Raw genomic sequence first — 25,701 nt, 5'->3', positions numbered from 1 at the left:
GGCTTCGATATGACCATGCAATTGAACCAGCCCGCAGCGGGCTTCGAGGTGCGGCGCGCGACGCGTGCGAGCCGCGTGGCGGTGATCGTGCTGCTGATCGTCGCGCTGGCGGTGGCGAGCGCGCCGTGGTGGGCAGGGCGCGACGCCATGCGCGACTTCGTGCAACTGGCATCCTACCTGGTATTCGCGTTGATGTGGAACCTGCTGGCGGGTTATGGCGGGATGGTGTCGATCGGCCAGCAGGCATTTTTCGGCATCGGCGGCTACGGCATGCTGATTCTCGCCAACTACTGCGGCATCTCGCCGTTCATCGCGGTGCCGATTGCTGCCGTGATTGCGACGGCGGTGGCGATTCCGGTGTCGATGGTGGCGTTCCGGCTCGAAGGCGGGTACTTCGCGATCGGCACCTGGGTGATCGCCGAAGTGTTCCGGTTGACGGTGGCGAACGTCTCGGTGCTCGGCGGCGGCTCGGGCACGAGCCTCACCGCATTGCAGGAGGTGCCGCGCGCGCTGCGCGAATCGCTGACGCTGTGGCTGGCGCTGGCCATCGTCGCGGCGGCGATCGGTCTGCTGTATCTGTTTCTGCGCTCGAAAGCCGGTCTCGCGTTGACCGCGATGCGCGACAACGCGGTGGCCGCCAGCAGCCAGGGCGTCGACGTGAAGCGCGCGCGCCTGATCGTCTATCTGGTGTCGGCGTGCGGCACCGCGTTGGCGGGCGGCCTGTACTTCGTCGGCAACCTGCGCATTTCGCCCGACGCCGCGTTCTCGGTGAACTGGAGCGCGTTCGGTATTTTCATCGTGATGATCGGCGGTCTCGGCACGCTCGAAGGGCCGATTGTCGGCGCGCTGATTTTCTTCCTGTTGAACCAGTTCCTGTCTGATTTCGGCACCTGGTATCTGATCGGCCTCGGCGCGCTGGCGATCGTCGTGACCATGTTCTTTCCGCAAGGACTGTGGGGCTTCGTGTCGCAGCGCTACGGCCTGCAATTGTTCCCCGTGGGCCGGCGCGTCGTGTTTCGCGACGCGGGCCCGTCTCAACAACGCTCGCCGGACGGCGCGTCCGATTCGCTCGACGCGCGCCCGGCGGCACATCGCGCATGAGGCCAACCATGAACGACGAAACCATCCATCCATTGACGCGAAACGTGCTCAACACCTTCGCCGATTGCACCGATCCACGCCTGAAGCAGATCATGACCGCGCTGGTCACGCATCTGCATGCATTCGCCAGCGAAGTTGAACTGACCGGCGACGAATGGCGCCGCGGCATCGAATTCCTGACCGCTACCGGCAAGATGTGCAACGGCATTCGCCAGGAGTTCATTCTGCTGTCGGACACACTCGGCCTGTCGATCATGGTCGACGCGATCAATCACGGGCGCGGTGGCGTCACCACCGAAAGCAGTCTGCTCGGCCCGTTCTATCGCGAAGGCGCGAAGGAAGAGGAGTTCGGCGCCAACATCGCGCGCACGGAAGGCGAGCCGACGCTGATTCATGGGCGTCTCGTCGACGAGCGCGGTGCGCCCGTGGCCGGTGCGTTGATCGAGGTATGGGAAACCGCGAACAACGGCATGTACGAAGGCCAGGATCCCGATCAGCCCGAGAGCAACCTGCGCGGCAAATTCCGCTCGGGGCCGAACGGCGAATACGCATTCAGGACCATCAAACCGACCAGCTATCCCATTCCGACCGACGGCCCGGTTGGACAGATGCTGATGGCGACCGGCCGTCATCCGATGCGGCCCGCCCACATCCATTTCCTGATCGTAGCGCCCGGCTACGAGACGCTGACCACCGCGCTTTACTCGGAGGGCGACCCCTATGTTCATTCCGACGCGGTGTTCGGCTCGAAGCCGTCGCTCGTGATCGACTACGTGCCGAATCACGACGCTGCCGCCGCCAAAGAGTGGGCGCTGCCAAGCCCATTCTTCGAAGTGCAGCGCGACTTTGTGCTGTCCGCGCAGCAGGCATGAGGAGGCGAGGCCATGAACGCGGCGAATCCCGAACCTCACCAGGACTTTCTCTGCGCGCTCGACGACATTCCCGACGGCGGCGCGCTTGAAATCCCCGCTGACCAGGCCGGCGCACCAGGCGTCGTGGTTCTGCGCCGCGGCGAAGACGCGTGGGCTTACCGCAACGTGTGCCCGCACTTTTCGATTCCGCTGAACTACGAACCGAACACGTTCTGGGCCTACGACGCCGAATTGCTGATGTGCGCGCATCACAGCGCGATGTTTCGCTTCGAAGACGGCGTGTGCGTCGATGGACCGTGTGAGGGCGCGTCGCTCACGCCGGTCGACATCCGCATCGAAGAGCGGCAGATATTCAATAACGACTGGAAGAGACAGCTATGAAAGGGACCAAGCCGAAGCGCCTGGCAATGGCAGGCTGCACGGCTGTGGTAGCAATGGTGTTGCTGCCGCAACGAATGGATTTGAACTAGATCGTTGACCATGGCGCGACCGAGCACATGATCACCGTGCTCGCACGAGCGGCGTTCCCCCGTCTAGTGCACACCCGACGGGTTCGGCGGCGGCAATGCGGGATCGAGCCTGGCGGACTCTTTAACGAGCTGTTGTGTCATCGCGGCCCCGACCGCGTTCGAGCCGCGATGTGGTTGATCGTCGTGCACGAATGGCTCAGGCTGAGGCGGCGGAAGCGCCGGATCCAGCTTGGCGGATTCCTTGACGAGTTCGTCCGTCGCCGCAGTGGAGACGGAAGTCGAATCGCGGCGGCGCAGACCTTCACGGCCATGTCCGGTCGGCGGTACGGCGGCTGTTTTTGACTCGGTGGGCGCAGCCGCGGGCGCGGGCGCAGGGGCGGGGGCCGCAACCAATGCCGGCGTTTGCGGCGTTTGCGGCGTTTGCCGCGTTTGTGGATGCGGCTCTGCTAGTTGCCGCGGCACTTGCGCGGGTGGCGGAGCTGCCGCGGGCGCGATGTGGCCCTCGACGGATTGCGTTGGGACGCGAGCGGCGTCGTCCATGTTCGCGCCGGGCGGCGGCGCGCTGGCGGCGTTCCCGGCGGTCGCACGCAAGGTGCCGGATTGAACAGTATCCGCAGCCAGCGTTGTATCGTCGCCCGCGACCGCGCCGGGTTTGCGCGTCGCTGGGTCGCTTTTGGGGGACAGCAGGTAAACGCCGAACGCAACCTCTGCAAGCACGAGGCCGACCACCAATACTTTTCCGATTTTCCTCATAATTAGCCAACGACGCTCAGAGCGATCCAATCGCACATCATAACCAACCGCCCGCTGACGGTTTGTAACGAGAGGTATGCGGAAGTAACCGGATTACTCAGCGCGGAGCATGCTAGATTTGACTTATTGCGCCAACAACGGAGTTTGTTCCATGGACATTCATTCGATTCTGGGCATGATCCACGCCGAGGAGGCGTTACTGGTTTCCATCGTACGGTCGTTGCCGTCGGACGTGCGCCGCGCGGTCGCTAACGATTTCCACGAGCAGGCCCAACTCGCCGAGACGTCGCATCTGAATCCCACCACCGATCGCGAGGCGAGCGATGCGTTCAAGGCGCATATCAGACGGTTGTCGAACATGCTTGCTTCGCTATCCTGAGAAGACATCGGGTGGGCATCGACAACAAGACGTTCAAACATGGAGCGACACGGCAGCATGCTCAGAATATTGACATCCATCCTCATATCTGGCGCGGTCCTGCCCGCGTTCGCACAGCCCAACGACGCGAGCGCCTCGCGAGCGACACACCCAAAACCGGCCGGCGCATCAATGGCGGCCGTACTCGCTCCGTCCGGCACGCTGCGCGCGTCGATCAACCTCGGCAACCCCGTGCTGGCGACGCTCGATCCAACGACGGGCAAGCCGGTCGGCGTGTCCGTCGATCTCGCCACCGAACTCGCCAAACGACTCGGCGTGCCGCTGCAACTGGTCGCGGTCAAATCGGCGGGCGCCTCGGTTGAGAACGTCAATCAGGACAAGGCCGACATCGGTTTCTTCGCGGTCGATCCGCAGCGTGGCCAGGAAATCGCATTCACAAAGCCGTACGTGCTGATAGAGGGCTTTTATCTCGTGCGCGACGCCTCGCCGATCACCACCAACGAGCAGGTCGATCGACCCGGCGTGACGGTCGCGGTCGGCAAGGGCAGCGCCTACGATCTGTTTCTGACGCGCGAACTGCACCACGCGACGCTCGTGCGCATTGCCACGTCGCCCGCGGTCGTGCAGGGCTTTCTCGATCAGCATCTGGACGTGGCCGCCGGCGTCAAGCAGCAGCTCGAAAAGGACGCCGCCAAAACCGATGGATTGCGGCTATTGGACCAGCGCTTCATGGTGATCCGTCAGGCGATGGGCGTACCCAAAGCAAAGGGCGACGCCGCGGCCGCCTATCTGTCGACATTCGTCGAAGACATGAAAGCGTCCGGCTTCGTCGCGGCGTCGCTCGCGCGGCATCGGATCGCGGGCGCCGAGGTCGCGAAAGACAACGACTAGCGCCTGAAGCGATTAGGCCGACGAGCCCGGTTCAAGGCGAGACTTGCTGTTGCCCCGTCTTGCGCGGATCACTCAGTTCGCTGGCGGACCAGCCGCCTCCCAGATCGCCGATCAACGACGCCGCATCGAGCAGCCGCGTTTGCTGCACGTTCAACGCGGTCTGCTGAAGATTCAACTGGGCGGTTTGCGCGGTCGCGACCGTCGTAAAGTCCACGGTCCCCGCCTGGTATTCATTGCGCGCGATCTCGGTGCCGCGCGTCGCGTCGCGTACGGCGCGCTCCAGTACCTCGGCTTGCTGCGCGAGGATACGCAAGCCGGCCAGGTCGTTCTCCACGCCCTGGAACGCCGCCAGGACCGTGCCGCGATAATTGGCCACGGCCGCTTCATAAGACGCTTTTGCCGCGTCGACCTGTGCGTTGCGTTGGCCGCCATCGAACAGCGTTTCGCTGGCCTGCCCACCCAATGACCAGACATAGTTGGAGATGTGCAGCAGGCCGGCCAACGGCGACTGCGTGAAGCCGTCCAGCGCCGATAGCGAAATGGTCGGGTAATAGGCCGCCACGGCCACGCCGATCGCGGCGTTCTGCGCCGCCATCTGGCGCTCGGCGGCGGCAATGTCGGGCCGGCGCTCCAGCAGCGTGGACGGTACGCTGAGCGGAATGGACGGCAGCGTCGGCAGCGTGGTGTTCGCGGGTATGTCCAGTTCTTCCGGATTTTTGCCGACCAGCACGGCGATCGCATGCACGTTTTGAGCTCGCGCGACACCCAGCGCAATCAGACTCGATTGCGCCGACTCCAGTTGCGTCTGTGCGCTCACCAGATCGGAGGGCGGCACGGTGCCGGCCCGGTCCTGCTCGGCGACGACGCGCAACGATTGCTCGAACGCATCGACGGTGTGATTGAGCAAGTCGATATTCGCATCCGTCACGCGCAGATCGATGATCGCGGTCGCCAGCGCGATCTGCTCGGAGAGCGTGGCGTTCGCGAGGGTCGCCTGGCTCGCCTGTGCGGTGGCGGCGCTCGCCTCGATGTTGCGTCGCACGAGGCCCCACAGGTCGGGTGCCCAACTCGCGTTGGCTTCGAGCGAGCCGGCGTTGTTCACGCGCTGGAAGCTGCTCGCGCCCGCGGCGCCGCCAAATGAACTGCTGCTGAAGTTGCCGGTCGACGAACGCGCGCGAGTCACCGACCCGGTCACGCCGATGGTCGGGAACAGGGCGCTGCGCGCGAGCCGCACTTCGGCGAGCGCCTGCTGGTAGTTCGCGTAGTCCAGGCGCACGGTCTGGTTCGACACCGACACGAGCGGCTCGAATTCATCCATGAGCGGGTCGTTGAAGCCGGTCCACCACTCGCCCTTCGGGCGCTCGGCGGCGGGCTGCGCTTCGGTCCAGCCGGGCAGCTCCTTCCACGTGGCGGGCGTGGCGACGGGCGGGCGATGATAGTCGGGGCCGACCATGCAGCCGCCTGTCAACACAGTCGATAAGGCCAGCATCGCGCCGGCCAGCCGGGTGCGGGAGATCGTCTTCATCATGCGCTCGTATCTGGTGCTTCGCCGCGGCGATTCCACGGCAGGCGCGCCGACCATTTCGCGAGTCGGGCGCGCAGCCGGTCGAGGTACAGATAAATCACCGGCGTGGTGTACAACGTAAAGACCTGACTCACGAGCAGGCCGCCCATGACCGTCACGCCGAGCGGCTGGCGCAGCGACGCGCCCTGGCCGATGCCGATCGCAAGCGGCACGGCGCCCAGCACGGCGGCCGCGGTCGTCATCATGATCGGGCGCAGCCGCACCACGGCGGCCTCGTGAATCGCGTCGCGCGCGTTCATGCCTTCATGGCGCTGCAACTGGATCGCGACATCCACCATCATGATGCCGTTTTTCTTGACGATGCCGATCAGCAGAATGATGCCGATCATCGCGATCACCGAAAAGGGCGTGCCGAAGATCAACAGGGCCAGCGTCGCACCGATGCCGGCCGACGGCAGCGTCGAGAGGATCGTGAGCGGGTGCACGGTATTCTCGTACAGCACGCCGAGCACGAGATAGACCACCACCAGCGCGGCCAGAATCAGCAACGGCACGGCGCCCATCGACTGCGCATACGCTTGCGCGGCGCCCGCGAAGGCGCCGTGCACCGACGCGGGCATGCCGATGTCGCGCTCGGCCTGCGCAATGATCTGGCCGGCCTCGCTGAGCGATCCGCCGGCCGGCAGATTGAACGAGATGGTGCCGGCCACGAGGCCGCTCTGGTGGTTCACCTGGGTGGCGGTGTGGCTGTTCGAAAAGGTCATCAACGCGGAGAGCGGGACCATGGTTTCGGCCGCGGTGCTGTCCGCGCTGCCGCTGGAATTGCCGCCCTTGCTGTTCGAGATGCTGTTGGTCTGCTGGTTTGCCTCGGCGTCGGCGTTCAGCGAATTCGTGTTCGCGAGGGTGCTCGACGCGCTGCTGACGGCCGCCGGCTGTTGCACGGCCTTGACGGTGGCGTTCGACATCTGCGTCTGCTGCGTGCCGTTCGCGTTGCCGGCGGCCGTGCTCAGGTAGATCTGGCTGAGGGACTGCGGATACTGCCAGTAGGCCGGCGCGACTTCCATCACGACGAAATACTGATTGAGCGGGTTGTAAATGGTCGACACGGTGCGCTGGCCGAAAGCGTCGTACAGCACGTTGTCGATCTGATTCGGCTGGAAGCCGTAACGCGCGGCGGTCGCGCGGCTGAAGTTCACATAGGTCTGCAAGCCGTTTTGCTGCAGGTCCGAGTTCACGTCCTCCATCTTGCCGCGGTATTTGCCGAGTTCGGTCACGAGTTTCGGCACCCACGTGAAGAGCGCGTTCGCATCGTCGCTGGAGAGCGTGTACTGGTATTCGGCCGCAGCCTGGCGGCCGCCGATCTGCAGATCCTGCTGCGCCTGCAGGAAGAGCCGCGCGCCCGAGACGGCGTTGAGCTTCGGCCGCAAGCGGTTGACTACCTCGGTCGCCGACAGATGGCGTTGCGCGAGCGGTTTGAGTTCGATGAACACGTTGGCCGTGTTCAGCGCGCGCCCGCCGGTGAAACCCGCGACCGACGCCACCGCCGGATCCTGCTTCACGATCGACTGCAATTGCGCGAGCTTCTTTTCCATGGCGGTGAAAGAGACGCTCTGATCGGCAATAATCTGCCCGATCAGGATGCCGGTGTCCTGTTCGGGAAAGAACGTCCCGGACAGGAACCGCGCCAGGAACACGTTGAGTACTAGCAGGCCGATCAACAGCAGGACGACCGCGAGCGCATGGTCGAGCGCCGTCGAAAGCGAGCGCGAATACGCCTGTTTGAAGCGCTCGAACTGCGCTTCGGCCCAGCGTGCCCAGCGCGACGGCGAATGCATCGCGCGTTCGCGGCTGAGCAGGTACGCGCACATGACCGGCGTGATGGTCAGCGAGATGAGCAGCGACAGCAGGATCGCAATCGAGAGCGTGACGGCGAACTCGTGAAACAGCAGCCCGACAATGCCGGGCATCAGCAGGATCGGTAGAAACACGGCGATCAGCGAGAGGCTCATCGAGATCACGGTGAAGCCGACCTCGGCGCTGCCGCGCAATGCGGCTTCCTTCGGATCGAGACCGGCCTCCAGATGACGCACGATGTTTTCCAGCACCACCACGGCGTCGTCGACCACGAAGCCGGTGCCGATGGTCAGCGCCATCAGCGAGAGATTGTCGATGCTATAGCCGAGCAGATACATCGGTCCGAAGCTGCCGACGATCGACAGCGGCAGCGCGACCGCCGGAATCAGCGTGGCGCGCGGCGACAGCAGAAACACGAACACCACGCCCACCACCAGCAGCACCGCGATGAACAGCGTGCGCTCGGTATCGGCCACCGAGGAGTTCACCGACTCCGAGCGGTCGATGGCGACGTTCACATGAATCGTGCTCGGCAACGCGGCCTCGATGATGGGCAGCCGCGCGCGGATTTGCCCGACCGTTTGCACGACGTTGCTGCCCGGCGTCGGATAAACGATCACGAGCACCGCCGACTTGCCGTTATAGAGCCCGGCATTGCGGATGTTTTCGTTCGAGTCGCGCACCTGGGCCACGTCGCGCAGCAGTACGGGCGCGCCGTCGCGATAGGCGATCACCACGTCACGGTACGGCGCGGCGTTATTGATCTGATCGTTCGACGTGACCACATAGCGCTGCTCGCCCTGATCGATATGGCCTTTCGCGCTGTTCGCGTTGGCCGCGCCGATCGCCGCCCGCACGTCTTCGAGCCCGATGCCGTAACTGTTCAGCTTGCCAGGCTCCAGCTCGACGCGCACCGAGGGCAACGCGCCGCCGCCGAGCGTGATCTGGCCGACGCCGTCAACCTGCGACAACTGCTGCTGGATCACCGAATCGGCGGAGTCGTAGAGCTGGGCCTTGGTGAGCGTGTCGGAGGTCAGCGCGAGCACCATGATCGGCGCGCCGGCCGGGTTGTACTGGCGATACGTCGGGTTGCTGCGCAGCGTGGTCGGCAGATCGGCGCGCGCGGCCTGGATGGCGGCCTGCACATCGCGCGCCGCGCCGTTGATGTCGCGGTTCAGGCCGAACACGACGATGATCATCGACGAGCCCACATAGCTGATCGAGGTGAGCTGGTTCACGTCGGCAATGGTGGCGAGGCGCCGCTCCAGCGGCTCGGCGACCGTGGCGGCCATGATTTCCGGACTCGCGCCCGCCATGTTCGCCTGCAACGCGATCACCGGATAGGCGATGTTCGGCAGCGGCGCGACCGGCAGGCGGAAATACGCGAGCGCGCCCGAGATCAGAATCGCGACCGCCAGCAGCGCGGTCGCGACCGGGCGCCGGATGAAGAGCGCCGAGATGTTCATGGCACGTTCTCCGGCGGCGCGGCGGCGCCGTCATTCGCGGCGCGGCGCCGGTTCTTCACGCGCTGCGCGGCGCGGTCGAAGAACAGATAGATCACCGGCGTCGTGAACAGCGTCAGCACCTGGCTGAGCGTGAGCCCGCCGATGATCGCGAGACCGAGCGGCCGGCGCAGTTCCGAGCCGGTGCCGGTGCCGAGCAGCATGGGCAGCGCGCCGAGCATGGCGGCGAGCGTGGTCATCAGGATCGGCCGGAAGCGCAGCAGCGACGCTTCGAAGATCGCTTCACGCGCCGGCTTGCCGTGCACGCGTTCCGCTTCGAGCGCGAAGTCGACCATCATGATCGCGTTCTTCTTGACGATGCCGATCAGCAGCACGATGCCGATAATGCCGATCACGTCGAGATCGCTGCCCGCGATCATCAGCGCGAGCAGAGCGCCGATGCCGGCCGACGGCAGCGTCGAGAGAATCGTCACCGGGTGAATGTAGCTTTCGTACAGCACGCCGAGCACGATATACACCGCGACCAGCGCGGCGATCAGCAGATACACCTCGCTGGAAAGCGAGTCTTCGAATGCCTGGGCCGCGCCCTGGAACGACGTCGTGATCGACGGCGGCAGCTCCACCGCGTGCTCGGCGTCGCGGATCTGCGCCACGGCGGCGCTGAGCGATGCATCCGGCGCGAGGTTGAACGAGATCGTGACCGACGGGAACTGCGCGAGATGGCTGATCAGCAGCGGCGATTGCGTGATGCTGATCTTCGCGATGCCCGACAGCGGCACCTGGCCGCTGCTGCTGGTCTGGCTCGGCAAATACAGATTGCCGATCGACTGCACGGTGGGGATCGTCTCGGGCTTCGCCACCAGAATCACGCGATATTGGTCGGACTGCTGGAAGATGGTCGAGACGATGCGCTGGCCGAGCGCGTCGTACAGCGCGTTATCGATCGTGGCCGCCGTGATGCCGTAGCGCGCGGCAAGCTGGCGGTTCACTTCCACGTTCACGCTCAGGCCGTTGGTGTTCAGATCGCTCGTGACATCCGTGATGGCGGGAATCTGCTTCATGCGCGCAATCAGCGCGGGCACGTACTGGTTGAAGGCCTGCTGGTTCGGCCCGCGCAGCACGAAGTTGTACTGGTTGCGCGAGATCGAGGTGTCGAGCGTCAGGTCCTGCTCGGGTTGCAGATAGAGGCGAATGCCGGGCACGTCGGCGACTTCCTGCTGGATGCGGCGGCCGATTTCCTCGGCAGTCATTGAGCGGTCGTCGCGCGGGCGCAGATTGATCAGGAAGCGGCCGTTGTTCAGCGTCGGATTGGTGCCGTCGATGCCGACGTACGAGGTCAGCGACACCACGTCGGGATCCTTCAGAATCGCATCGGCGAGGGAGCTTTGACGCCGGACCATCGCCGTGTACGAAACCGAGTTGTCGGCCACGCTGATGCCCTGGATCACGCCGACGTCCTGCACCGGGAACAGGCCCTTCGGAATCACGATATACAGAATCGCGGTGAGCGCGACGGTGATCAGCGCGACCACCAGCGTCAGCATCTGGTGATCGAGCACCCAGCGCAGGCCGCGTTCATACGCGGCGAGCGTCCTGTCGAACAGGCCTTCGCTGATGCGCTCGAAGCGGCTCGGATGGCGCTGCGCCTGCGCGCGCAACAGACGCGCGCACAGCATCGGCACGACAGTCAGCGAGACCACCGCCGAGATCACGATCGTCACTGCGAGCGTGATGGCGAATTCGCTGAAGAGCCGGCCGATCACGCCGCCCATGAACAGCAGCGGAATCAGCACGGCGATCAGCGAGACCGTGAGCGAGAGAATCGTGAAGCCGATCTGGCCGGCGCCTTCGAGCGCGGCTTCGAGCGGCGTCTTGCCTTCCTCCAGATAGCGCACGATGTTCTCGATCATCACGATCGAGTCGTCCACGACGAAACCGGTCGCGATGATCAGCGCCATCAGCGAGAGGTTGTCGATGGAATAGTTGAGCTGGTACATCACGGCGAGCGTGCCGATCAGCGAGACCGGCACGGAGATGCTCGGAATGATGGTGGCGGGCACGTTGCGCAGGAACACGAAAATCACCAGCACGACCAGCACGACGGCGAGCACCAGTTCGAACGCGGCGTCCGAGACCGACGAGCGGATCACGCCGGTGGTGTTCGCCACCACCGTGACTTGCATGCCGGCGGGCAGCGTCGATTCGAGCGCCGGCAACTGCTTCATGATCTGGTTGACGGTGGCGATCACGTTCGCGCCCGGCTGACGCTGCACGTTCAGCACAATGGCCGGCGTGCGGTCGTACCACGCGCCGCGCTCCACATCCTGCGCGGCCTGGCTCACGCGCGCGACGTCGCGCAGATACACCGGCGCGCCGTTCTGATAGGCGATCACCGTGGCCAGATAGTCTTGCGGATCGACGATCTGGTCGTTCGCGTTGATCGTGTAGTCGAGCTCCGGACCGTCGAAATTCCCCTTCGGCTGGCTGACGTTGACGTTCGCGAGCAGCGTGCGCAGATCGTCGAGATTCAGGCCGTAGCCGGCGAGCTTTTGCGGGTCCGCTTCGACGCGCACGGCCGGCACGTTGCCGCCGGCGGTGGTCACGAGACCGACGCCGGGGACTTCGGAAATCTTCGTGGCGAGGCGATTGTTGGCGGTGTCCTGCAACTGCGTCAGCGACATGGACTTCGACGTGACCGCGAGCGTGAGGATCGGCTGATCGGCCGGATTGACCTTCGCGTAGGTCGGCGGCGCGGGCAGGCCGGTCGGCAGGAAGCTGTTGGCGGCGTTGATCGCCTGCTGCACGTTCTGTTCGGCGATGTCCAGATTGAGCGAGAGATCGAATTGCAGCGTGATGACCGACGCGCCTTCCGAACTGTAGGAGACCATCTGCTGCAAGCCCGGAATCTCGCCGAGCTGGACTTCGAGCGGCGCGGTGACGGTGGTCGCCATCACGTTGGGGCTCGCGCCCGGATAGAAGGTCTGAACCTGGATGGTCGGGTAGTCGACGTCGGGCAGGGACGAAACCGGCAGAAAGCGCACCGCGACCAGGCCGACGAGCACGAGCGCGACCATCAGCAGCGACGTCGCCACCGGTCTCAGGATGAACAGACGGGAGAAGTTCATCGGCGGGGCGGTGTGCTATGAGGCGGCGGAAGCCGTGCCGGGCGCGGATGCCGGACGCGTGCGCCGCGCGGCGGACGCGGACCCGGGCGGCGCCGCCGGCGTCGCAGCGGAAGCGCCCGACGCCCCCCTTGCCCCCGTTGCACCCGAAGCCGGCCGCGTCGCCGACGCCTTGATCTTCACGCCGTCGCTCAGGCGGTCCATGCCGTCGGTGACGACCACGTTGCCCGCAACGAGCCCCGACGTGATCACCGTATGCTGCCCGTCGCCCGGTCCCAAGGTGACCTTGCGCACCGATACCGTGTCGTCGGCGTTGACGAGGTACACATAGTCGCCGGGCGCGCCGCTCTGCACGGCAGGCGTCGGCACCAGCACCGCGTTTTGCAGCGTATCGACCAGCAGCTTGACGTTGACGAACTCATTGGGGAAGAGCGCCTCATCGTCGTTGGGCACGGTTGCGCGCAGCGTGACGGTGCCGGTCGCGGTCGCCATCTGGTTGCTGATCGCGTACAGCGTGCCGGTCGCGATTTGGCGGGTATTGTCGCTGCTGAATATGGCGACCGGCAGCTGCGCGCCGGCGTTGACGCGCTGCAGCACCTTGTCGAGCGCGGTTTGCGGCACGGTGAATTGGACCGTGGTCGGCTTCATCGTCGTGATCACCGCAATGCCCGGTTGACTCGACGCGGTCACGTAGTTGCCCGGGTCGACGAGGCGCAATCCGACCCGGCCCGACACCGGCGCGGTAATGTGGCAATAGATCAGGTCGAGCTCGAATTGCGCGACGCTGGCTTCGTCGGCTTTGACCGCCGCTTCGTCCTGCTGGACGAGAAACCGTTGATCCGCATAGGTCTGCTCGGCGATCGACTTGCGCTCGTTGAGTTGCGTAAAGCGCGCGAGATCGGCCCGGGCCTGCGCGAGCGCCGCCTTGTCCTTGGCGAGCTGCGCCTCGGCCTGCCGCTTGCTGATTTCGTACTGGCGCGGGTCGATCTGCGCGAGGAACTGGCCTTTCTGAACGTCCTGACCTTCGCGATAGCCGACGGCGGTCAGGTAGCCGCTCAGTTGCGGCAGCACGGTCACGGTGGCGACGGGCGTGACAGTGCCCAGTTCGCTCAGCGTCTCCGGCATCGGTCCCGTGATAGCGGCGGCGACGGTCACGACCTGCGGCGCCACGCCGGGCCTGGCCGGCTTCGAACGCAACAGATGAAACGCCACCAGCGCGATCAGCGCCAGCACCACGAGCGCGAACACGATGCGGCCACGCCGCGGACGCTTGACCGGGCTTGACGGCGCTTCGCTCATGACGGTCTCCCGCTGGATCCGTGGCACCCGGCGAACGCCGTCCATGGACGGCCCGGCCAATTGCTGTCGAAGAGCGTCATACGAACTCCCAGGATGGGGCATCGCCGTCGCCGGCGACAGGAATCCAGACAATCACGAACAGAAGTCTATCCGACTGTGGGGCCCGTTCTCACGAGAGTGCCTTGACGGGCGTTGCGATTTGTTACGGTCGGCCGGGCCGGGGCGCCTTGCCGTCTGTCCAGGCGCGAGCTCGGCCATACGGAAAAAAGCAGCGACGACGGGAGCCGTAATCGCGAAACGGGTGAATCCCGCGCGCCGTGCCGACGTGTAGCCGCGTAACCTGGCGCAACAGAACCGTAGCCTGAATGTCGGACTTGCACACTAGCATGACGGCATTGTCCAGTCTCAACCGACGAGGTAACCGATGCTAAGCCATCATGAACTCGCGACACTGCTGCGTCTCGCGCATACCGGGCGGCGTCCGGAGGCAATCGATCCCGACGTGCTCGCGCTGAGCCGATACGAACTGGTCGAAATCGACCGGCGCGAGGAGGGCGTGATGGTGGGCGGCACGTCCACGCTGCGGTTGACGAGCCGGGGCCGCGAACTTGTACACCGGCTGTTCGGCGGCGCCGGGCGCGACGGCGCGTGAGCGGATTGCCTTGCGCCGTCGCCTGCGTGCCGAATCACATGAGATCGGGGCGCGGCGCAGGCGTGCGTCTGATCTGCCGCGCCAGCGTGTCGCGATAGATGCCCGGCACGGCGGCCAGCTCGGCCGGCGTGCCTTGCTGAACGACGCGGCCGCGGTTGAGCACCACGATCCGGTCGAAGGACTGCAAGGTCGACAGCCGGTGCGCGATCGCGACGACGGTGCGACGCTGCATGAGCCGTTCGAGCGCCGCCTGAATGGCGGTCTCCGAGGCGGTGTCGAGCGCCGACGTCGCTTCGTCGAGCAGCAGGATGGGCGAGTCCTTGAGAATGGCCCGGGCGATCGCGATGCGCTGGCGCTGCCCGCCGGATAGTTTGGTGCCGCGATCGCCCGCCACGGTGCTGAGCCCTTCAGGCATCGCGTTGATGAAATCGAGGCAGTGAGCGTCCTCGCAGGCGCGGCGCACGTCGGCCTCGTTCGCGTCGGGACAACCGTAGCGGATGTTGTCCAGCAGTGTGCGATGAAACAGCGACACGTCCTGCGGCACGACCGAGATGGCGCCTTGCAAACTTTGCAGCGTGACATGCGAAATGTCCTGGCCCGAAATCCGCACATACCCGGAGCCCGGCTCGTAGAAGTGCTGAAGGAGCGCGAGGATGGTCGATTTCCCCGCCCCCGAGGGGCCGACGAGACCGACGCGCTCGCCCGCGCCGATATGCAGGTTCAGGCCGGTCAACACCGGGCGGCGGCCCGGATACGCGAACGTCACGTCTTCGAAGTCCACGGTGGCGTGCCGGACTTCGAGCGGCGCCGCCCTGGTCGGTTCGGGCATGGCGTGCGGAATCAGCAGCGTTTCCGACGCTTCGCCAAGCCGGGCGACATGCTGGGTCAGGTCGACGAACGCCACGGCAATGTCGCGCGAACCGTGCAGGATCGAGAAGCCCAGCGAGCCGACCAGAACCACGTCGCCCGTGGTCGCACGGCCGACGCTCCACAGCCACACCGTCCACCCGAGCACGCAAGCCGACAGAACGCAGGTGGCGAACGCGTGCAACAGGCGCAGCTTCTCCAGATAAAGCAGGCTGCGCTTGCGGGCGTCGCCTTCGGCGGCGAGCAGCGCGTCGAAGCGCCGCCGTTCGATCACCACGGCGCAGAAGGCGCGGACCAGCCCCATATTGCCGATCACGTCCACCAGTTCACCGTCGACCGAGGCCGCCTGGGCGGCGAACGTTTCGTGCCGGGCGGTGCCTTTGCGCGCCAGCAGGAACAGGCACCAGGCCAGTCCGGCGGAAATGGCGACCAGTGTGAGGCTCATGGGCACGCTGACCGCGCCGACCATGATGATCGCCCCGACCACGGTCAGGCAGGGGGGAAAGGCCGTCCACGCCACCGTGTTTTCGATTACGTACACCGCGTTGGCGGTCGCCGATATCCGGCTCGACAGGACGCCGGGTTGCTTGTCGGCGAAGAAGGTCGGGGCGTGCACGGTGAGATAGTCGAACATCTCGCGCCGGATGTCGCCCGTCACGGCCACGAACGTGCGCGCCGAGACCCAGCCGGCAATGCGCCAGAAGAGGTTGTCGGCGAGGATCAGCGCGACGAGCACGGCAAACGCGTGAATCACTTGCTGCGGATGGGCGCGACCACCCGGCAAGGCGTCGATCAGATTGCGGATCCCATATTGCGACGCCAGCGCGCAGCCGACCGCCGCCATGACGCTGGCCAGCACGATGGCGTGCGCCAGCTTGTGACGGGCCACGTAACGCCAGATCAGCCGGATGGGCCGCCCGCCGTAGCGCGACAGCACGCGGGACTGGCGCCGCCGGCGCACGCGCCCGGCCCGGCCGGCATCGCCATCGTTGGTCAGTTCCATGACACCGCTTTCCCTCGTGGAAGGAGTCGGGCGTCCATGCTGTGGCGCCACGACAGGCAGCCGACAGTCGAGAAGTCCGGCTCCGGTAGCATGCAAGCGGCGTGCCTTCGCGAGCAGCGAGCCATCCTGTCCGGCGGCGATGCATATTGGGTAAGGGCGTGCGCTGTTTCTCCGTTATTTGTCCGACGCAATACCCTATACTTCCAAACGCCAAAACGGTCCGGCGCGCGCCGCCGGCAAGCCGTTTTTTACCACCCGCAGAGTGGGCTCCATTCCATGTCGAGCCGCCGCCATCCGCTGGGAATGCGATGAGTGACCCAATGCAGCCGCCGTTTTCCATTCTCTTCGTCGACGACGATGAAATGTCGCGCAATCACTTCGCGCGCGCGATGAGTGCCGATTACAAAGTGTATGTCGCCCCAGGCGCCGACGAGGCGATGGCGGTGCTGGGCAAGCACGCTTCAGAGGTCGCGGTGCTGGTGACGGATTTCCGCATGCCGGGTCGCGACGGCGACGATCTGCTGCGCCAGGTGGCGCAGGAGTATCCGCAGATCGTGCGCATTCTCGTCACCGCCTATGCGGACAAGGAGATGCTGCTGCAGACGGTCAATACGGGCGACGTGTTCCGCATTATCGAAAAGCCGCTGCGAACGGAGATGGTGCGCGAGGTCCTGCACCTCGCGACCGCGCGCTACACGGAGCGGGAAACGCGTCAGCAGCGGCTCCTGGCAATGGACGAGACGCTGGCTTTCCTCGCTCACGAGCTGAATACGCCGTTGGCCGCGATCTCGCTGTTCGCGCGCTCCGTCGAGAACGACGTGGCCGAGCAATACGATCCGGAGCGTCAGCGGGAGATCGGCCTTGCGGCGAAGTCGATGCTGAACAACGCGCAGTATTGCCTGACGCTGATCTCGTCTTTCTGGGCGACGGTGCACAAGAGCGGCGCCCAGCAGTCCGCGTCCGGCGGAGGCACGCGCGCGGTCAGAGCGACGCGGCTGATCGCCACGCTGCTCGACACTTATCCGTTTGTCGCGTCGCAGCGCGATTGGGTCAGGGTCGACGTGGAAGGGGATTTCGTCGTGCACGCCATGCCCAATTGCGTCGCGCTCGTGCTGTCTTCGCTGTTGTCCAACGCGCTGCGCGCGCTCGACGGCACCAGTGCGCCTTCGCTGCGGCTCGAAGTGGTGGCGTTCCCCGAACCCGAGATCCGCATTCGTGACACTGGCCCGGGAATCGCGCCCGAGATAAAAGCGCGTCTGCTGCAGGATCCGGTCACCACCTACGCCGGCGCCGGCGGCCACGGCATGGGCATGATCTTTTGCAACCGCATCATGCAATCGTTCGGCGGATGCCTGAGCATCGAATCGACGGTCGGCGCGGGCACCACGGTGACCATGGGCTTTCCCGGTTTCAGTAGCCGCCTGCACACCACCGACGACGAGGAACCTACCGACACTCAGGTGGCCTCGCGATAAAATCGCATGGTTTGCATGGCCGCTTGCATCACCACTAGTCGCTCAGAAAATCCCGATGGTCCCGGCGTGCCTTGGCCGTAGCAAAGTACGCCTGCAACGCGTCGGTTGAACGCTCGCTCAACAGGCCGATGCGCGCGAGCCAATCGGTTTCCACCGGCCATTCGCCCTCCACCACGCGCGGATAGATTTGCCGCGCGAACTGATGCAAAGCTCTTGCGCCGATATTGCCGCTGACGCCAAGCAGAAGGTGCAGCGCGCCGTGCGTCGATTCGAGGTCGAGCGCCGCGACACTGGTCGCAAGCCGCGCCACGAGCAGGCGAATCTGCTCGATGCCTTTGAGGAACGATTCGTCGAGCAGATCGAGCGACGCCAGTTCTTCGAGGTGTTTCTCGTCGAGCAGGCTGCTTTCCGTCATGACCGGCAGCTTGCCGGCCGGCGTGGAAGCCAGAGCGGCTTGCGTTGGCACGGTCGAGCCACGTTGCTGTGCAAACTGTCTCGCCAGGCATGCATAGAGTGAGCTGGCTTGCACGGGTTTGATCATGACTTCGTTCATGCCCACTGCCAGACAGGTCTGGACTGCCTTGATATCGGACTGGCTGGTCAAGGCGATGATCGGCAATGCTGCGTAAGAGTCGGCACGCGCGCGAATCGACGCGGTCGTTTCCAGGCCGCCCATTCCCGGCATGTTCATATCCATGACGATGGCGTCGATCACGCCGTCCGCCTGCAGATGCGCGAGCACGGCCTGCCCATGCTCGGCCTCGACGACGCTCGCGCCGCATCGCTCCAGATAGGCTTTGGCGACCAGCCGGCTGTAGGTGTCGTCGTCCGCGACGAGGATCGATTTGCCGGAGAACGCATCCGATTGCTGGCTCAAGTGGTGCCGGCTGCCGTTTTCGAAGAGCGCCTGAAGCGCTGTGATCAGTTCCAGCACGCTGCAGGATTTGCTGATGATTTCATCCATGCCGGCTCGTCGGGCGAGCACGCGCACCACGGTTCCGGGCTCGGCCGTGTAGGCGGCGATCAGCACATTCCAGCTCGGATGGTCGTGCCCGGCGCGAATTCTCTCAGCGGTCGTGTAGCCGTCCAGAACCGGCATGTTGATGTCCATCAACACGAGGTCGTAGGGGGCCGATTCCCGAAGCACGGCCAATGCGATCGCGCCGTTTTCCGCTTCGCTCAGATACGCGCCCACTTTCGACAATGCACGACAGGCCCGCGCGCGCTGGCCGGCGTCGTCGTCCACGATGAGAATGCGCTTGCCCTCGAAGACAGGCGTGGCGCGTTCAACGATCTGCCGTTCGTGGTCCGCGATTTCGCTTTTCGCCACGGCGGGAAACTGCAGCGTGAATTCCGTGAACTTGCCGATTTCCGAGCGGCAACTGATGCTGCCGCCGAAGGCGCGCATCGCGCGCTGACAATAGGCGAGCCCGAGCCCGGTGCCGTCCGAATTGCCCGCTGTACGGAAGGGTTCGAACAGATGCGACAGCATGTCGGGCGCAATGCCGGGACCGGTGTCGCGAACCATGACCGACTGCTGCTCGATCGTCAGGGTGAGCGTGGCCGCCGGGTGCGTGGCGATGTGATGCAGCGAGTTCTTGATCAGGTTGAACAGGGTGAACAGATAGACGGTTTCGTCGACCTTGAAGGTGAAGTCTTCCCGCACCACGAGCCTGACCTTGTCGCGTTCCTTTTCGTCGCCGAAGCCGTATTCTTCCAGCGCCTTACGCGTGGTGCTTGCCGCACTCAGGTACGTGAGGCCATCCGGGCGAATGGGTTTTGCGCTTACCTCGTCCAGAGTCATGGCGATGATGCGCAGACCGCGTTCGATCGACAGCTGCCCCTGGGCGAGATGACGATACAGCACCGCGGCGCTCTCGTTCCTGTCGTGCGTTAGCGCCGGCGAGCGGTTGAATCCCATCGTCGAAGGCAGGGCTTCTTCCACGCGATCCAGCACGTAGCGCAACTGGCTGAGAGGATTGCGCATTTCATGAGCGATCGAACCCGCGAGGGCCTGCAACGCGCGGTTCTTTTCGACGAAGATGCGTCCTTTGCTGATCGCATGGCTAAAGGCCATGCTGCACAGGACGACGACCGGCAGCAAGGCGAGATTCGACTGATCGGCCGCACTCAGGACAATCGGAACCGGCGAACTGATCACCGCGGCGAGCGCCCCGGAAAACACGCCAATGCCGATGCAGCCCATCAGCAAAAGCGGGTTGTCGATGCACAGCGCCATGATGAAGATCATCATGACCTCGGTCATCATCCACATGGTGGAGAATGAATTTCTGATCGCGAGGAATGTGCAAACGAATGGCAGTACGTAGATCAGGCAGCAATGCCAGTAGATCAGCAGGTACTGGTTGAACCGCTTCGGCCAGTGCGCCTGGAAAATCAATGGAATGCAGATGAGCGCCGCACTCAACCGAAGGGAGAGGTTGTCGTAAGGTTGCGGCAGGACATAGGTCCAGACTACGTAGTAGATGGGGTGGCACAGGAGGCCCAGTGCGCCGCCCCATCGTATTGCAAACCGGCTTCGTTCCAGCACGTCCCGCATGCTCTCGCGCGGTATTACCATCAGGCCTCCAATGACGTTTACGAGCCCATCAATTCTCGCTTGCCGCGAAGCTGTGCATCCAGCTCGATCGGCGAGCCGTTTTTCCCATGAAAAGGGCCGACCGTAAAGCCGTACTTCTTCAACAGGCTGTGCGTGTAGGAAACGGACCACACGGGCGGACTGCCGATGATGAAGTCCGACGCAATGCCTTCCTGCCAGGCGGAGTAACCTTCGGCGAAACAGGTATAGCAATCGCGCGTGGTGGGCAGGCGGAACGGGAAGGTGGTGTTGAGTCCGGCCGGCCCACGGGCGAAGCACTCAATATATAGCGTATGACCGCGCGACGCGAGTTCAGCCTCGACGCTCGCGGCCCGTGGGTGGGAGTCGTCGATCCAGAACTGCGCGCGCTTGAGGTCGGCTGCCGTGAGGTAAGGCACGCTGGTGCTGCTCGCCAGAATTGCGCCATCAAAGTCCGGTAGTGGGGTGTTCGGACTGAAGGTGTGCACGGAAACCCGGGTTTTACCGAGCAGGTCCGACGCCATCAACTCCCTGGCTTGTTCCGTGAGCAGGTTCACCTTGTCGGGCAGATCGATCAGAACAAGCTCGCGCGGTGCATCTTTGTAGAGCGCGTATTTGGCCACCGTGGTGCCGAGCCGGCCCGCCGCGCCGAAGAGGGCAAGCTTGGTGTTGCCGAACTCGAGGTCGAGTTCATTGCAGCAGTGCATGGCCCAGTCTTTCAGCATCGCCGCCGTGGCGGCGTGACCCGTGGTGATATGCGGCGGCCTGGTATCGCGCGGCAGTGCGCCGTAGTTGCAGGCGTACGGCGTGGAGGCGCCCATGGCCACCATGTTCAGGCCCGCCTGTCTTGCCAGCTCCAGTGCCGGGAAAAATTGCGTCTCGCGGAATCGCTTGATGCCGCGCGGGCTGCCGAGCCACAACTCGAGCGGAACCGGACAGGCAATATTGGCCCCGATGATCTGGGATCCCGAATAGATCGGTGAGGCGATGAAAGGCTTGGTGTTCCAAAGCTCTTCTTCGAATGACGCGTTTCTATGCTTCACATTGTGAAATGAAAACGAAAGCGTCTCCCAATCGGTAGCGTGAAATAAAAACCCCACGCCGCCTTGACCGGCGGGCAGGTTGTCCCGGATTTCGTCCGCAGTGATGGCGTGTTTGAGCGCCAAAGGGGCGCTCGTTTGAAGTTGACGAACCCCGCTTTGCTCGTCGGAATAGGCCATTACTTCGTGGTGAACAGAAGTTCTCATTTGATTTTCCCTTTGATTGAAACTCACGCTGGACAATCAGCGCGACAAAGTCGACTGGCGTGATAGATGGTCGACCCTTCAACTCTAGAGAAAACTGGTGCGGTGTGCCCGTCTGTTGGTTCGCATTGCCGAGAATGGGCGGCTCGCGATCAGGTCGAACACGGTTGTGTGTGCATTCGAATTGCTGGCCCGTCGACGGACAGCCGCTGCCGCCAAGGCGCGCCAGCCGCGTCTTTCATCACAGCGCTTTGATTCGGTGGGTTTTTCCAGTGAAAAGATGTGTTGAACAAACGAGTCGGTAAAGTCGGAATCTTTCCGTTGGAAAATTTTGGGCGGCCATATGGACGAGCGTTTGGACATGTATGGATACCGCGCCAATCTGGCGCCGACCGATTGGCTGGCGGCGCGCAAATAGCCCACGTGCTCCGGCGCGTTGCGCCGGAGCACGTGAGCGGGTAATCCAAAACCTCGCGGAAACGTTGAGCGAATCACGCATGAGTGCGTGAGCGGGAAGACGCGCGTCAGGTCCTCCATTCGTGCGGCGTGCTGGACGCGTACCAGCGCGCCGGGTTCGCATGCGTTTCGACGATTTTCATGCGGTGTTCGAGATCGGCCAGATCAGCCGACGACGCCAGAAAGGCTTCGCGTTCGTGATCCTCGGTACTGACCAGCAAGGCACCCAATCTCTTCGTAAGTTCAGCAAACATGATTTTCTCCAGTCCGTGTTGCGACGGGCATTTCGATCCGGCTCTGGAAGCCGGCGTTGTCCGTCGATGGAATGAAGCTTAGGGGTGAAGAATGAGCCGAAAATGAGCGCTCGAAACCGGCGAATCACACCTCGGCATGGCGCGAGTTTCGAACTGACACGCCGCTAATTTCCCCCTCATTCTGCGTGACCACAATGCAGTCATTCGATGCAGCCAACCGACTCGCACCGATCGACAAGGGGAACGGAAAATGAAAGTCATTCGCCATCTGGTAGTCGCCGCGGCGCTCGGCGTCGGCTTGGTGAGTTGCGCCGAAGCGCATGTGTTCGTCGGAGTCGGCGTAAGCGTGCCGGCGTTTCCGGTGGTGCCGGTGGTGCCGGCTTACGTGCCGCCGCCGGTCTACTACGCACCGCCGCCGCCCCCTCCGCCGGTGTACACGGCGCCGGTCGTGATTGGGTACTACGGGCATCCGCGGTATCCGCGCTATTACGGCGGCTGGGGTTACGGCTATGGCTACTGGCGCCGTTGAGGCGCGGTCCTGAACCGGCAGCAACTCGAATCAACCATCGACGATCAAGAGGAATATCAGTCATGAAGCAACGTCAACTAGCCTTTATCGCCGCTGCCGCGCTGGCGCTTTCACTCGTATCCGGCTGTGCCGTCGCCGACGATGGTTACGGCTATGGCTACTACATGAGCCGTCATCCGAACATCGAAGCCGCGGACTTCAACGCGCAACAGGCGATCGACCGGATGCGCGCCGCGCAGCGCTCCAACGGCTATGACATGGGCGGCCATGCTGGCCGGGCAATCGCTCTGATGCAGCAGGCTCGCGTCGAGATGCAGGCCTCCGCCGAAATGGCGACGCGGTGAACGCGTCCTCCACCTGGATTCATTCGCCGCTGCCGGGCGAGCGCGACCTTGCGATGAACGCATCGATCGCGGCGGCGAGCGCGCGCGGGTATTGATACATCATTGCGTGCCCCGCCGAACGCACGACGAGCAGTTGCGCATGCGGAATCTGCTCGGCGAGCGCCTCCGAGTTTTGCTTCGGCAGAACCTGATCGTCGGCGCCCGTCAGGACCAGGGTGGCGAGGTGCACGTTTTTCAGCGCTGCTGCGGCGGCTTCGTCGCCGGCCCAATCGTGCAGCAGCGCGGACTGCCCTTCGGTCACCGTCGCCGAAATGGCGGGCGGCCGATAGTCGGCAGGCTGGAACATATTCTTACTGAAGCAGCGTTGCGCTGCGTCCACCGCAGCGGGCGGAAACAGGACTCGCATGACGTCCATGAAGGTCGTGTCCGGTTTGCCGGACAGGGTGGCTTCGACGTCGGGCGTCACCGGCACGCCGAGGTGTCCCGGCGCCGGCGCGCTCATGAGGACGATGCGCCGCACGGCGAGCGGCGCATCGAGCGCGAGTTGCTGGGCAATGGCGCCGCCCATCGACCAGCCGACGAAGGTGACGTCGGAGAGCCGCAGCGCGTCGATCAGCGCGGCCGCGTCGAGCGTCATGTCCCGCGCCGAAAAGGCGGACGCCGCCGGTTCGGAGCGGCCGATGCCGCGGTTGTCGAAGACGATCACCTCGTGCCGCCTGGCGAGATCGGTCAGAAAGGCCGCGTCCCATTCGGCCAGCGTCGCGCGAAAGCCGGTTTGCAGCACGATCGGCGTGCCGCGGCCGAAGCGGTAGTACGCGATGTCGCCGTTCACCGTATGCGCGATCTGCTCGCGAATCGACGGCTTGAGGTCCGGGCGATCGGCAACGACAGGACAGGCCTTTTCGTTCGCGTAGTGGACGGTTTTCGCTTCGACGAGCGTGGCCTGCGTGGCGCCGAATAGCGCCGCCAGCGAAGCAGCCGCGATGAGCCTGCGCAGGCGTGTCACGACGCCGGTCCTTTGCCGGCTTCGCCGAGCATGACGGTCCAGCCGAGCCCGCGCACATTGCGAATCACCGAGAGTCCGAACTTCTTGCGCACCGAATGAATCAGCACGTCGACCGCGTTGCTTTCGACCTCTTTGCCCCAACCGTACAGCCGGTCTTCGAGCTGTTCGCGCGACAGGATCGTGCCGGGGCGTTCGAGAAATGCGAGCATCAGCGCGAATTCGCGTGCGGAGAGCGCGGTCGTGGTGCCGTTGCAGGTCAGCGTGCGTTTGTCGAGATCGAGGCTGAGCGATTCGTCGCCCAGACGCGACGACGCGTAGCCGGCCTTGCGGCGCAGCACCGCGCGGATGCGGGCAAGCAGTTCGGGGACGTCGAAAGGTTTGAGCAGGTAGTCGTCGGCGCCGACATCGAGACCCTGGACGCGCGAATCGAGATCGTCGCGGGCGGTCAGGATCAGCACCGGGACCGCGTTGCCGGCAACGCGCGCCGCCTTCAGCAGTTCGATGCCGCTCATGCCCGGCAAGCCCAGGTCGAGCAGCACGACGGTGTATTCGGCGTTGGCCATGGCGTCTCGCCCAGCGACGCCGTCCCTGACCCAGTCGACGCTATAGTCGGCGTCCTTGAGTGCACGCAGCAGACTCTGGCCGATCTGCAGGTCGTCTTCAACGAGGAGAATTCTCATGATCGTCCTGTCGGCAACAGCCAGGCCGTGCCTGACTCGCAGCTCGCACTCACACGCGTGGCCCGGCCACGGTATGCGAGCGATTGAATGATAACCGACGCACGCGCGGCGGCATGATCCGGAGTGCCGATCTGGTCGAAGGATGAAGGGTCTGGCGCGTGCCGGGACAAGAGTGGATGCAGGACGACTGGAAGACTTCGCTGCGCGCGAAGCGATCACTGAAGCGATGGACGCCCCGGACTCGCCGCGCGCCGGGTTCCCGCTGGCGCATACGACACGCCGAACCGCCAGCTGACGCGGCGCGCCGGCGCGAGGTGCCGTCAATAGGCGCCGGCCATGGCGAGCAGGTAGAACGGCAGCAGATCTTCGTCGGATAGCGGCGCCTCTTGCGCTGCCTCGGAGGCCGCGGCGCTTGCGTTCGCGGTGTCTTCGGACTGGGTGTGAAGGACGGTTTGCGTGTCCATGATGCTAATCCTCGTGATGACCGAACCGCATCTGCGGAGATCCTGGTGGGTCGTTCCGTGCGGTACAGAGTCATCTTGAGCCTCGTAAATTAGCGGGAAATTACGGGGTTTTATGAATGCGGCGGTGGACAAGCGCAGGGCCGCGAAGCGCCATTGACGGCGCTATGCCTGCCTCACCGCGCGCTGCGTGGGATACCACGACGTGAACTTGAGCGCGGCGACGAGCGCGATCACGGTTGCCATCACGCCCGTCGAATGGGGCAGCGCCGGCGCGTAAACCATCGCGATGTCCGCGAGCACCAGCATGCCGAACGCGAGCGCCCAGGCCGGTGGAAGACTTGTCGGTCGCCGGTGATGGGTCAGGTGGCGGACCGTGACGGGCGTGGCGCGTCAGGTGACCTTATCCACAGAAATTGTTCA

Annotated in this window: 22 protein-coding genes; 9 read left to right on the top strand and 13 right to left on the bottom strand. The window is 64.4% G+C overall.

Annotated elements, in window-relative coordinates; translation table 11 throughout:
* The first annotated feature begins 9 nt into the window (after positions 1-9).
* Genes RI103_RS28070 through RI103_RS28060 form a run of 3 tightly spaced genes read left to right on the top strand, consistent with a single transcriptional unit; the run spans position 10 to position 2,354 of the window.
* Positions 10-1,101 carry a branched-chain amino acid ABC transporter permease gene (locus tag RI103_RS28070; RefSeq protein ID WP_310815761.1) on the top strand — a complete coding sequence of 364 codons (1,092 nt, stop codon included), beginning with the start codon at positions 10-12 and terminating at the stop codon, positions 1,099-1,101.
* Entirely contained in the window at positions 1,098-1,973 is an 876-nt protein-coding gene (locus RI103_RS28065; RefSeq protein ID WP_409076997.1) for an intradiol ring-cleavage dioxygenase, read from the top strand. The genes RI103_RS28070 and RI103_RS28065 overlap by 4 nt, the downstream gene beginning before the upstream one ends.
* Before the next feature lie 12 nt (positions 1,974-1,985).
* The gene (locus RI103_RS28060) at positions 1,986-2,354 is read left to right on the top strand and encodes a Rieske 2Fe-2S domain-containing protein (protein WP_310815759.1); all 369 of its coding nucleotides are present in this window, start codon (positions 1,986-1,988) and stop codon (positions 2,352-2,354) included.
* A 152-nt stretch (positions 2,355-2,506) separates the two neighbouring features.
* Here RI103_RS28060 and RI103_RS28055 read toward each other — a convergent pair whose 3' ends face one another.
* Complete coding sequence (locus RI103_RS28055) at positions 2,507-3,196, bottom strand: hypothetical protein (RefSeq protein WP_310815757.1); 690 nt, start codon at positions 3,194-3,196, stop codon at positions 2,507-2,509.
* A gap of 151 nt (positions 3,197-3,347) precedes the next feature.
* Here RI103_RS28055 and RI103_RS28050 point away from each other — a divergent pair, with 151 nt between their 5' ends.
* Complete coding sequence (locus RI103_RS28050) at positions 3,348-3,575, top strand: hypothetical protein (protein WP_310815756.1); 228 nt, start codon at positions 3,348-3,350, stop codon at positions 3,573-3,575.
* 171 nt (positions 3,576-3,746) lie between these two features.
* Positions 3,747-4,466 carry an ABC transporter substrate-binding protein gene (locus RI103_RS28045; protein WP_310815755.1) on the top strand — a complete coding sequence of 240 codons (720 nt, stop codon included), beginning with the start codon at positions 3,747-3,749 and terminating at the stop codon, positions 4,464-4,466.
* Between the two features lie 31 nt (positions 4,467-4,497).
* Here RI103_RS28045 and RI103_RS28040 read toward each other — a convergent pair whose 3' ends face one another.
* Genes RI103_RS28040 through RI103_RS28025 form a run of 4 tightly spaced genes read right to left on the bottom strand, consistent with a single transcriptional unit; the run spans position 4,498 to position 13,729 of the window.
* Positions 4,498-5,994: an efflux transporter outer membrane subunit gene (locus RI103_RS28040; RefSeq protein ID WP_310815754.1), complete on the bottom strand. Its 1,497-nt coding sequence runs from the start codon at positions 5,992-5,994 to the stop codon at positions 4,498-4,500.
* Complete coding sequence (locus RI103_RS28035) at positions 5,991-9,311, bottom strand: efflux RND transporter permease subunit (protein ID WP_310815753.1); 3,321 nt, start codon at positions 9,309-9,311, stop codon at positions 5,991-5,993. Before RI103_RS28035 ends, RI103_RS28040 begins: the two co-directional genes overlap by 4 nt.
* Positions 9,308-12,433, bottom strand: a complete 3,126-nt coding sequence (locus tag RI103_RS28030; RefSeq protein ID WP_310815752.1) for an efflux RND transporter permease subunit — start codon at positions 12,431-12,433, stop codon at positions 9,308-9,310. The genes RI103_RS28035 and RI103_RS28030 overlap by 4 nt, the downstream gene beginning before the upstream one ends.
* Before the next feature lie 15 nt (positions 12,434-12,448).
* A complete protein-coding gene (locus RI103_RS28025; protein ID WP_310815751.1) occupies positions 12,449-13,729 on the bottom strand; it encodes an efflux RND transporter periplasmic adaptor subunit in 1,281 nt (426 codons plus the stop codon).
* A gap of 424 nt (positions 13,730-14,153) precedes the next feature.
* Between RI103_RS28025 and RI103_RS28020 the strand changes: the two genes are divergently transcribed.
* A complete protein-coding gene (locus RI103_RS28020) occupies positions 14,154-14,381 on the top strand; it encodes a hypothetical protein (protein WP_310815749.1) in 228 nt (75 codons plus the stop codon).
* Positions 14,382-14,415: 34 nt separating this feature from the next.
* Here the strand turns inward: RI103_RS28020 and RI103_RS28015 are convergent, their stop codons facing one another.
* A complete protein-coding gene (locus tag RI103_RS28015; protein ID WP_310815748.1) occupies positions 14,416-16,251 on the bottom strand; it encodes an ABC transporter ATP-binding protein in 1,836 nt (611 codons plus the stop codon).
* Between the two features lie 308 nt (positions 16,252-16,559).
* Between RI103_RS28015 and RI103_RS28010 the strand changes: the two genes are divergently transcribed.
* Positions 16,560-17,726 carry a hybrid sensor histidine kinase/response regulator gene (locus tag RI103_RS28010; RefSeq protein WP_310815747.1) on the top strand — a complete coding sequence of 389 codons (1,167 nt, stop codon included), beginning with the start codon at positions 16,560-16,562 and terminating at the stop codon, positions 17,724-17,726.
* Positions 17,727-17,760: 34 nt separating this feature from the next.
* Here the strand turns inward: RI103_RS28010 and RI103_RS28005 are convergent, their stop codons facing one another.
* The 3 genes from RI103_RS28005 to RI103_RS27995 all read right to left on the bottom strand — a co-directional run bounded on the left by RI103_RS28005 (position 17,761) and on the right by RI103_RS27995 (position 22,258).
* Positions 17,761-20,307: a response regulator gene (locus RI103_RS28005; protein WP_310815745.1), complete on the bottom strand. Its 2,547-nt coding sequence runs from the start codon at positions 20,305-20,307 to the stop codon at positions 17,761-17,763.
* Positions 20,308-20,324: 17 nt separating this feature from the next.
* On the bottom strand, positions 20,325-21,551 hold the full coding sequence (locus tag RI103_RS28000) for a hypothetical protein (protein WP_310815743.1): 1,227 nt from the start codon (positions 21,549-21,551) through the stop codon (positions 20,325-20,327).
* 521 nt (positions 21,552-22,072) lie between these two features.
* Positions 22,073-22,258, bottom strand: coding sequence for a DUF3563 family protein (locus tag RI103_RS27995; protein WP_310815741.1), 186 nt, complete (start codon positions 22,256-22,258; stop codon positions 22,073-22,075).
* A gap of 250 nt (positions 22,259-22,508) precedes the next feature.
* On the opposite strand from RI103_RS27995, the gene RI103_RS27990 reads away from it, so the two are divergent.
* A complete protein-coding gene (locus RI103_RS27990; protein ID WP_310815739.1) occupies positions 22,509-22,787 on the top strand; it encodes a hypothetical protein in 279 nt (92 codons plus the stop codon).
* Between the two features lie 62 nt (positions 22,788-22,849).
* A complete protein-coding gene (locus tag RI103_RS27985) occupies positions 22,850-23,131 on the top strand; it encodes a hypothetical protein (RefSeq protein WP_310815738.1) in 282 nt (93 codons plus the stop codon).
* Positions 23,132-23,150: 19 nt separating this feature from the next.
* Here RI103_RS27985 and RI103_RS27980 read toward each other — a convergent pair whose 3' ends face one another.
* From RI103_RS27980 to RI103_RS27965, 4 genes are all read right to left on the bottom strand, one after another.
* The gene (locus RI103_RS27980) at positions 23,151-24,137 is read right to left on the bottom strand and encodes an alpha/beta hydrolase (RefSeq protein ID WP_310815736.1); all 987 of its coding nucleotides are present in this window, start codon (positions 24,135-24,137) and stop codon (positions 23,151-23,153) included.
* Entirely contained in the window at positions 24,134-24,817 is a 684-nt protein-coding gene (locus RI103_RS27975; RefSeq protein WP_310815735.1) for a response regulator transcription factor, read from the bottom strand. Before RI103_RS27975 ends, RI103_RS27980 begins: the two co-directional genes overlap by 4 nt.
* 320 nt (positions 24,818-25,137) lie before the next feature.
* Positions 25,138-25,281 (bottom strand): hypothetical protein, encoded by a 144-nt coding sequence (locus RI103_RS27970; protein ID WP_310815733.1) that lies wholly within the window; start codon positions 25,279-25,281, stop codon positions 25,138-25,140.
* Positions 25,282-25,443: 162 nt separating this feature from the next.
* Positions 25,444-25,587 carry a hypothetical protein gene (locus RI103_RS27965; protein WP_310815732.1) on the bottom strand — a complete coding sequence of 48 codons (144 nt, stop codon included), beginning with the start codon at positions 25,585-25,587 and terminating at the stop codon, positions 25,444-25,446.
* Positions 25,588-25,701 lie beyond the last annotated feature (114 nt).

The sequence above is a fragment of the Paraburkholderia sp. FT54 genome (assembly GCF_031585635.1).
GTDB lineage: Bacteria > Pseudomonadota > Gammaproteobacteria > Burkholderiales > Burkholderiaceae > Paraburkholderia.
The sequence above is the reverse complement of the archived record's forward strand: the minus strand, read 5'-3'. Positions and strand labels throughout refer to the sequence as shown.

Excerpts from the sequence above, each read along its gene's own strand:
- RI103_RS28070 (WP_310815761.1), top strand. The coding sequence starts at position 10 with ATGACCATGCAATTGAACCAGCCCGCAGCGGGCTTCGAGGTGCGGCGC.
- RI103_RS28065 (WP_409076997.1), top strand. The coding sequence starts at position 1,098 with ATGAGGCCAACCATGAACGACGAAACCATCCATCCATTGACGCGAAAC.
- RI103_RS28060 (WP_310815759.1), top strand. The coding sequence starts at position 1,986 with ATGAACGCGGCGAATCCCGAACCTCACCAGGACTTTCTCTGCGCGCTC.
- RI103_RS28055 (WP_310815757.1), bottom strand. The coding sequence starts at position 3,196 with ATGAGGAAAATCGGAAAAGTATTGGTGGTCGGCCTCGTGCTTGCAGAG.
- RI103_RS28050 (WP_310815756.1), top strand. The coding sequence starts at position 3,348 with ATGGACATTCATTCGATTCTGGGCATGATCCACGCCGAGGAGGCGTTA.
- RI103_RS28045 (WP_310815755.1), top strand. The coding sequence starts at position 3,747 with ATGGCGGCCGTACTCGCTCCGTCCGGCACGCTGCGCGCGTCGATCAAC.
- RI103_RS28040 (WP_310815754.1), bottom strand. The coding sequence starts at position 5,994 with ATGATGAAGACGATCTCCCGCACCCGGCTGGCCGGCGCGATGCTGGCC.
- RI103_RS28035 (WP_310815753.1), bottom strand. The coding sequence starts at position 9,311 with ATGAACATCTCGGCGCTCTTCATCCGGCGCCCGGTCGCGACCGCGCTG.
- RI103_RS28030 (WP_310815752.1), bottom strand. The coding sequence starts at position 12,433 with ATGAACTTCTCCCGTCTGTTCATCCTGAGACCGGTGGCGACGTCGCTG.
- RI103_RS28025 (WP_310815751.1), bottom strand. The coding sequence starts at position 13,729 with ATGAGCGAAGCGCCGTCAAGCCCGGTCAAGCGTCCGCGGCGTGGCCGC.
- RI103_RS28020 (WP_310815749.1), top strand. The coding sequence starts at position 14,154 with ATGCTAAGCCATCATGAACTCGCGACACTGCTGCGTCTCGCGCATACC.
- RI103_RS28015 (WP_310815748.1), bottom strand. The coding sequence starts at position 16,251 with ATGGAACTGACCAACGATGGCGATGCCGGCCGGGCCGGGCGCGTGCGC.
- RI103_RS28010 (WP_310815747.1), top strand. The coding sequence starts at position 16,560 with ATGAGTGACCCAATGCAGCCGCCGTTTTCCATTCTCTTCGTCGACGAC.
- RI103_RS28005 (WP_310815745.1), bottom strand. The coding sequence starts at position 20,307 with ATGGTAATACCGCGCGAGAGCATGCGGGACGTGCTGGAACGAAGCCGG.
- RI103_RS28000 (WP_310815743.1), bottom strand. The coding sequence starts at position 21,551 with ATGAGAACTTCTGTTCACCACGAAGTAATGGCCTATTCCGACGAGCAA.
- RI103_RS27995 (WP_310815741.1), bottom strand. The coding sequence starts at position 22,258 with ATGTTTGCTGAACTTACGAAGAGATTGGGTGCCTTGCTGGTCAGTACC.
- RI103_RS27990 (WP_310815739.1), top strand. The coding sequence starts at position 22,509 with ATGAAAGTCATTCGCCATCTGGTAGTCGCCGCGGCGCTCGGCGTCGGC.
- RI103_RS27985 (WP_310815738.1), top strand. The coding sequence starts at position 22,850 with ATGAAGCAACGTCAACTAGCCTTTATCGCCGCTGCCGCGCTGGCGCTT.
- RI103_RS27975 (WP_310815735.1), bottom strand. The coding sequence starts at position 24,817 with ATGAGAATTCTCCTCGTTGAAGACGACCTGCAGATCGGCCAGAGTCTG.
- RI103_RS27970 (WP_310815733.1), bottom strand. The coding sequence starts at position 25,281 with ATGGACACGCAAACCGTCCTTCACACCCAGTCCGAAGACACCGCGAAC.
- RI103_RS27965 (WP_310815732.1), bottom strand. The coding sequence starts at position 25,587 with ATGCTGGTGCTCGCGGACATCGCGATGGTTTACGCGCCGGCGCTGCCC.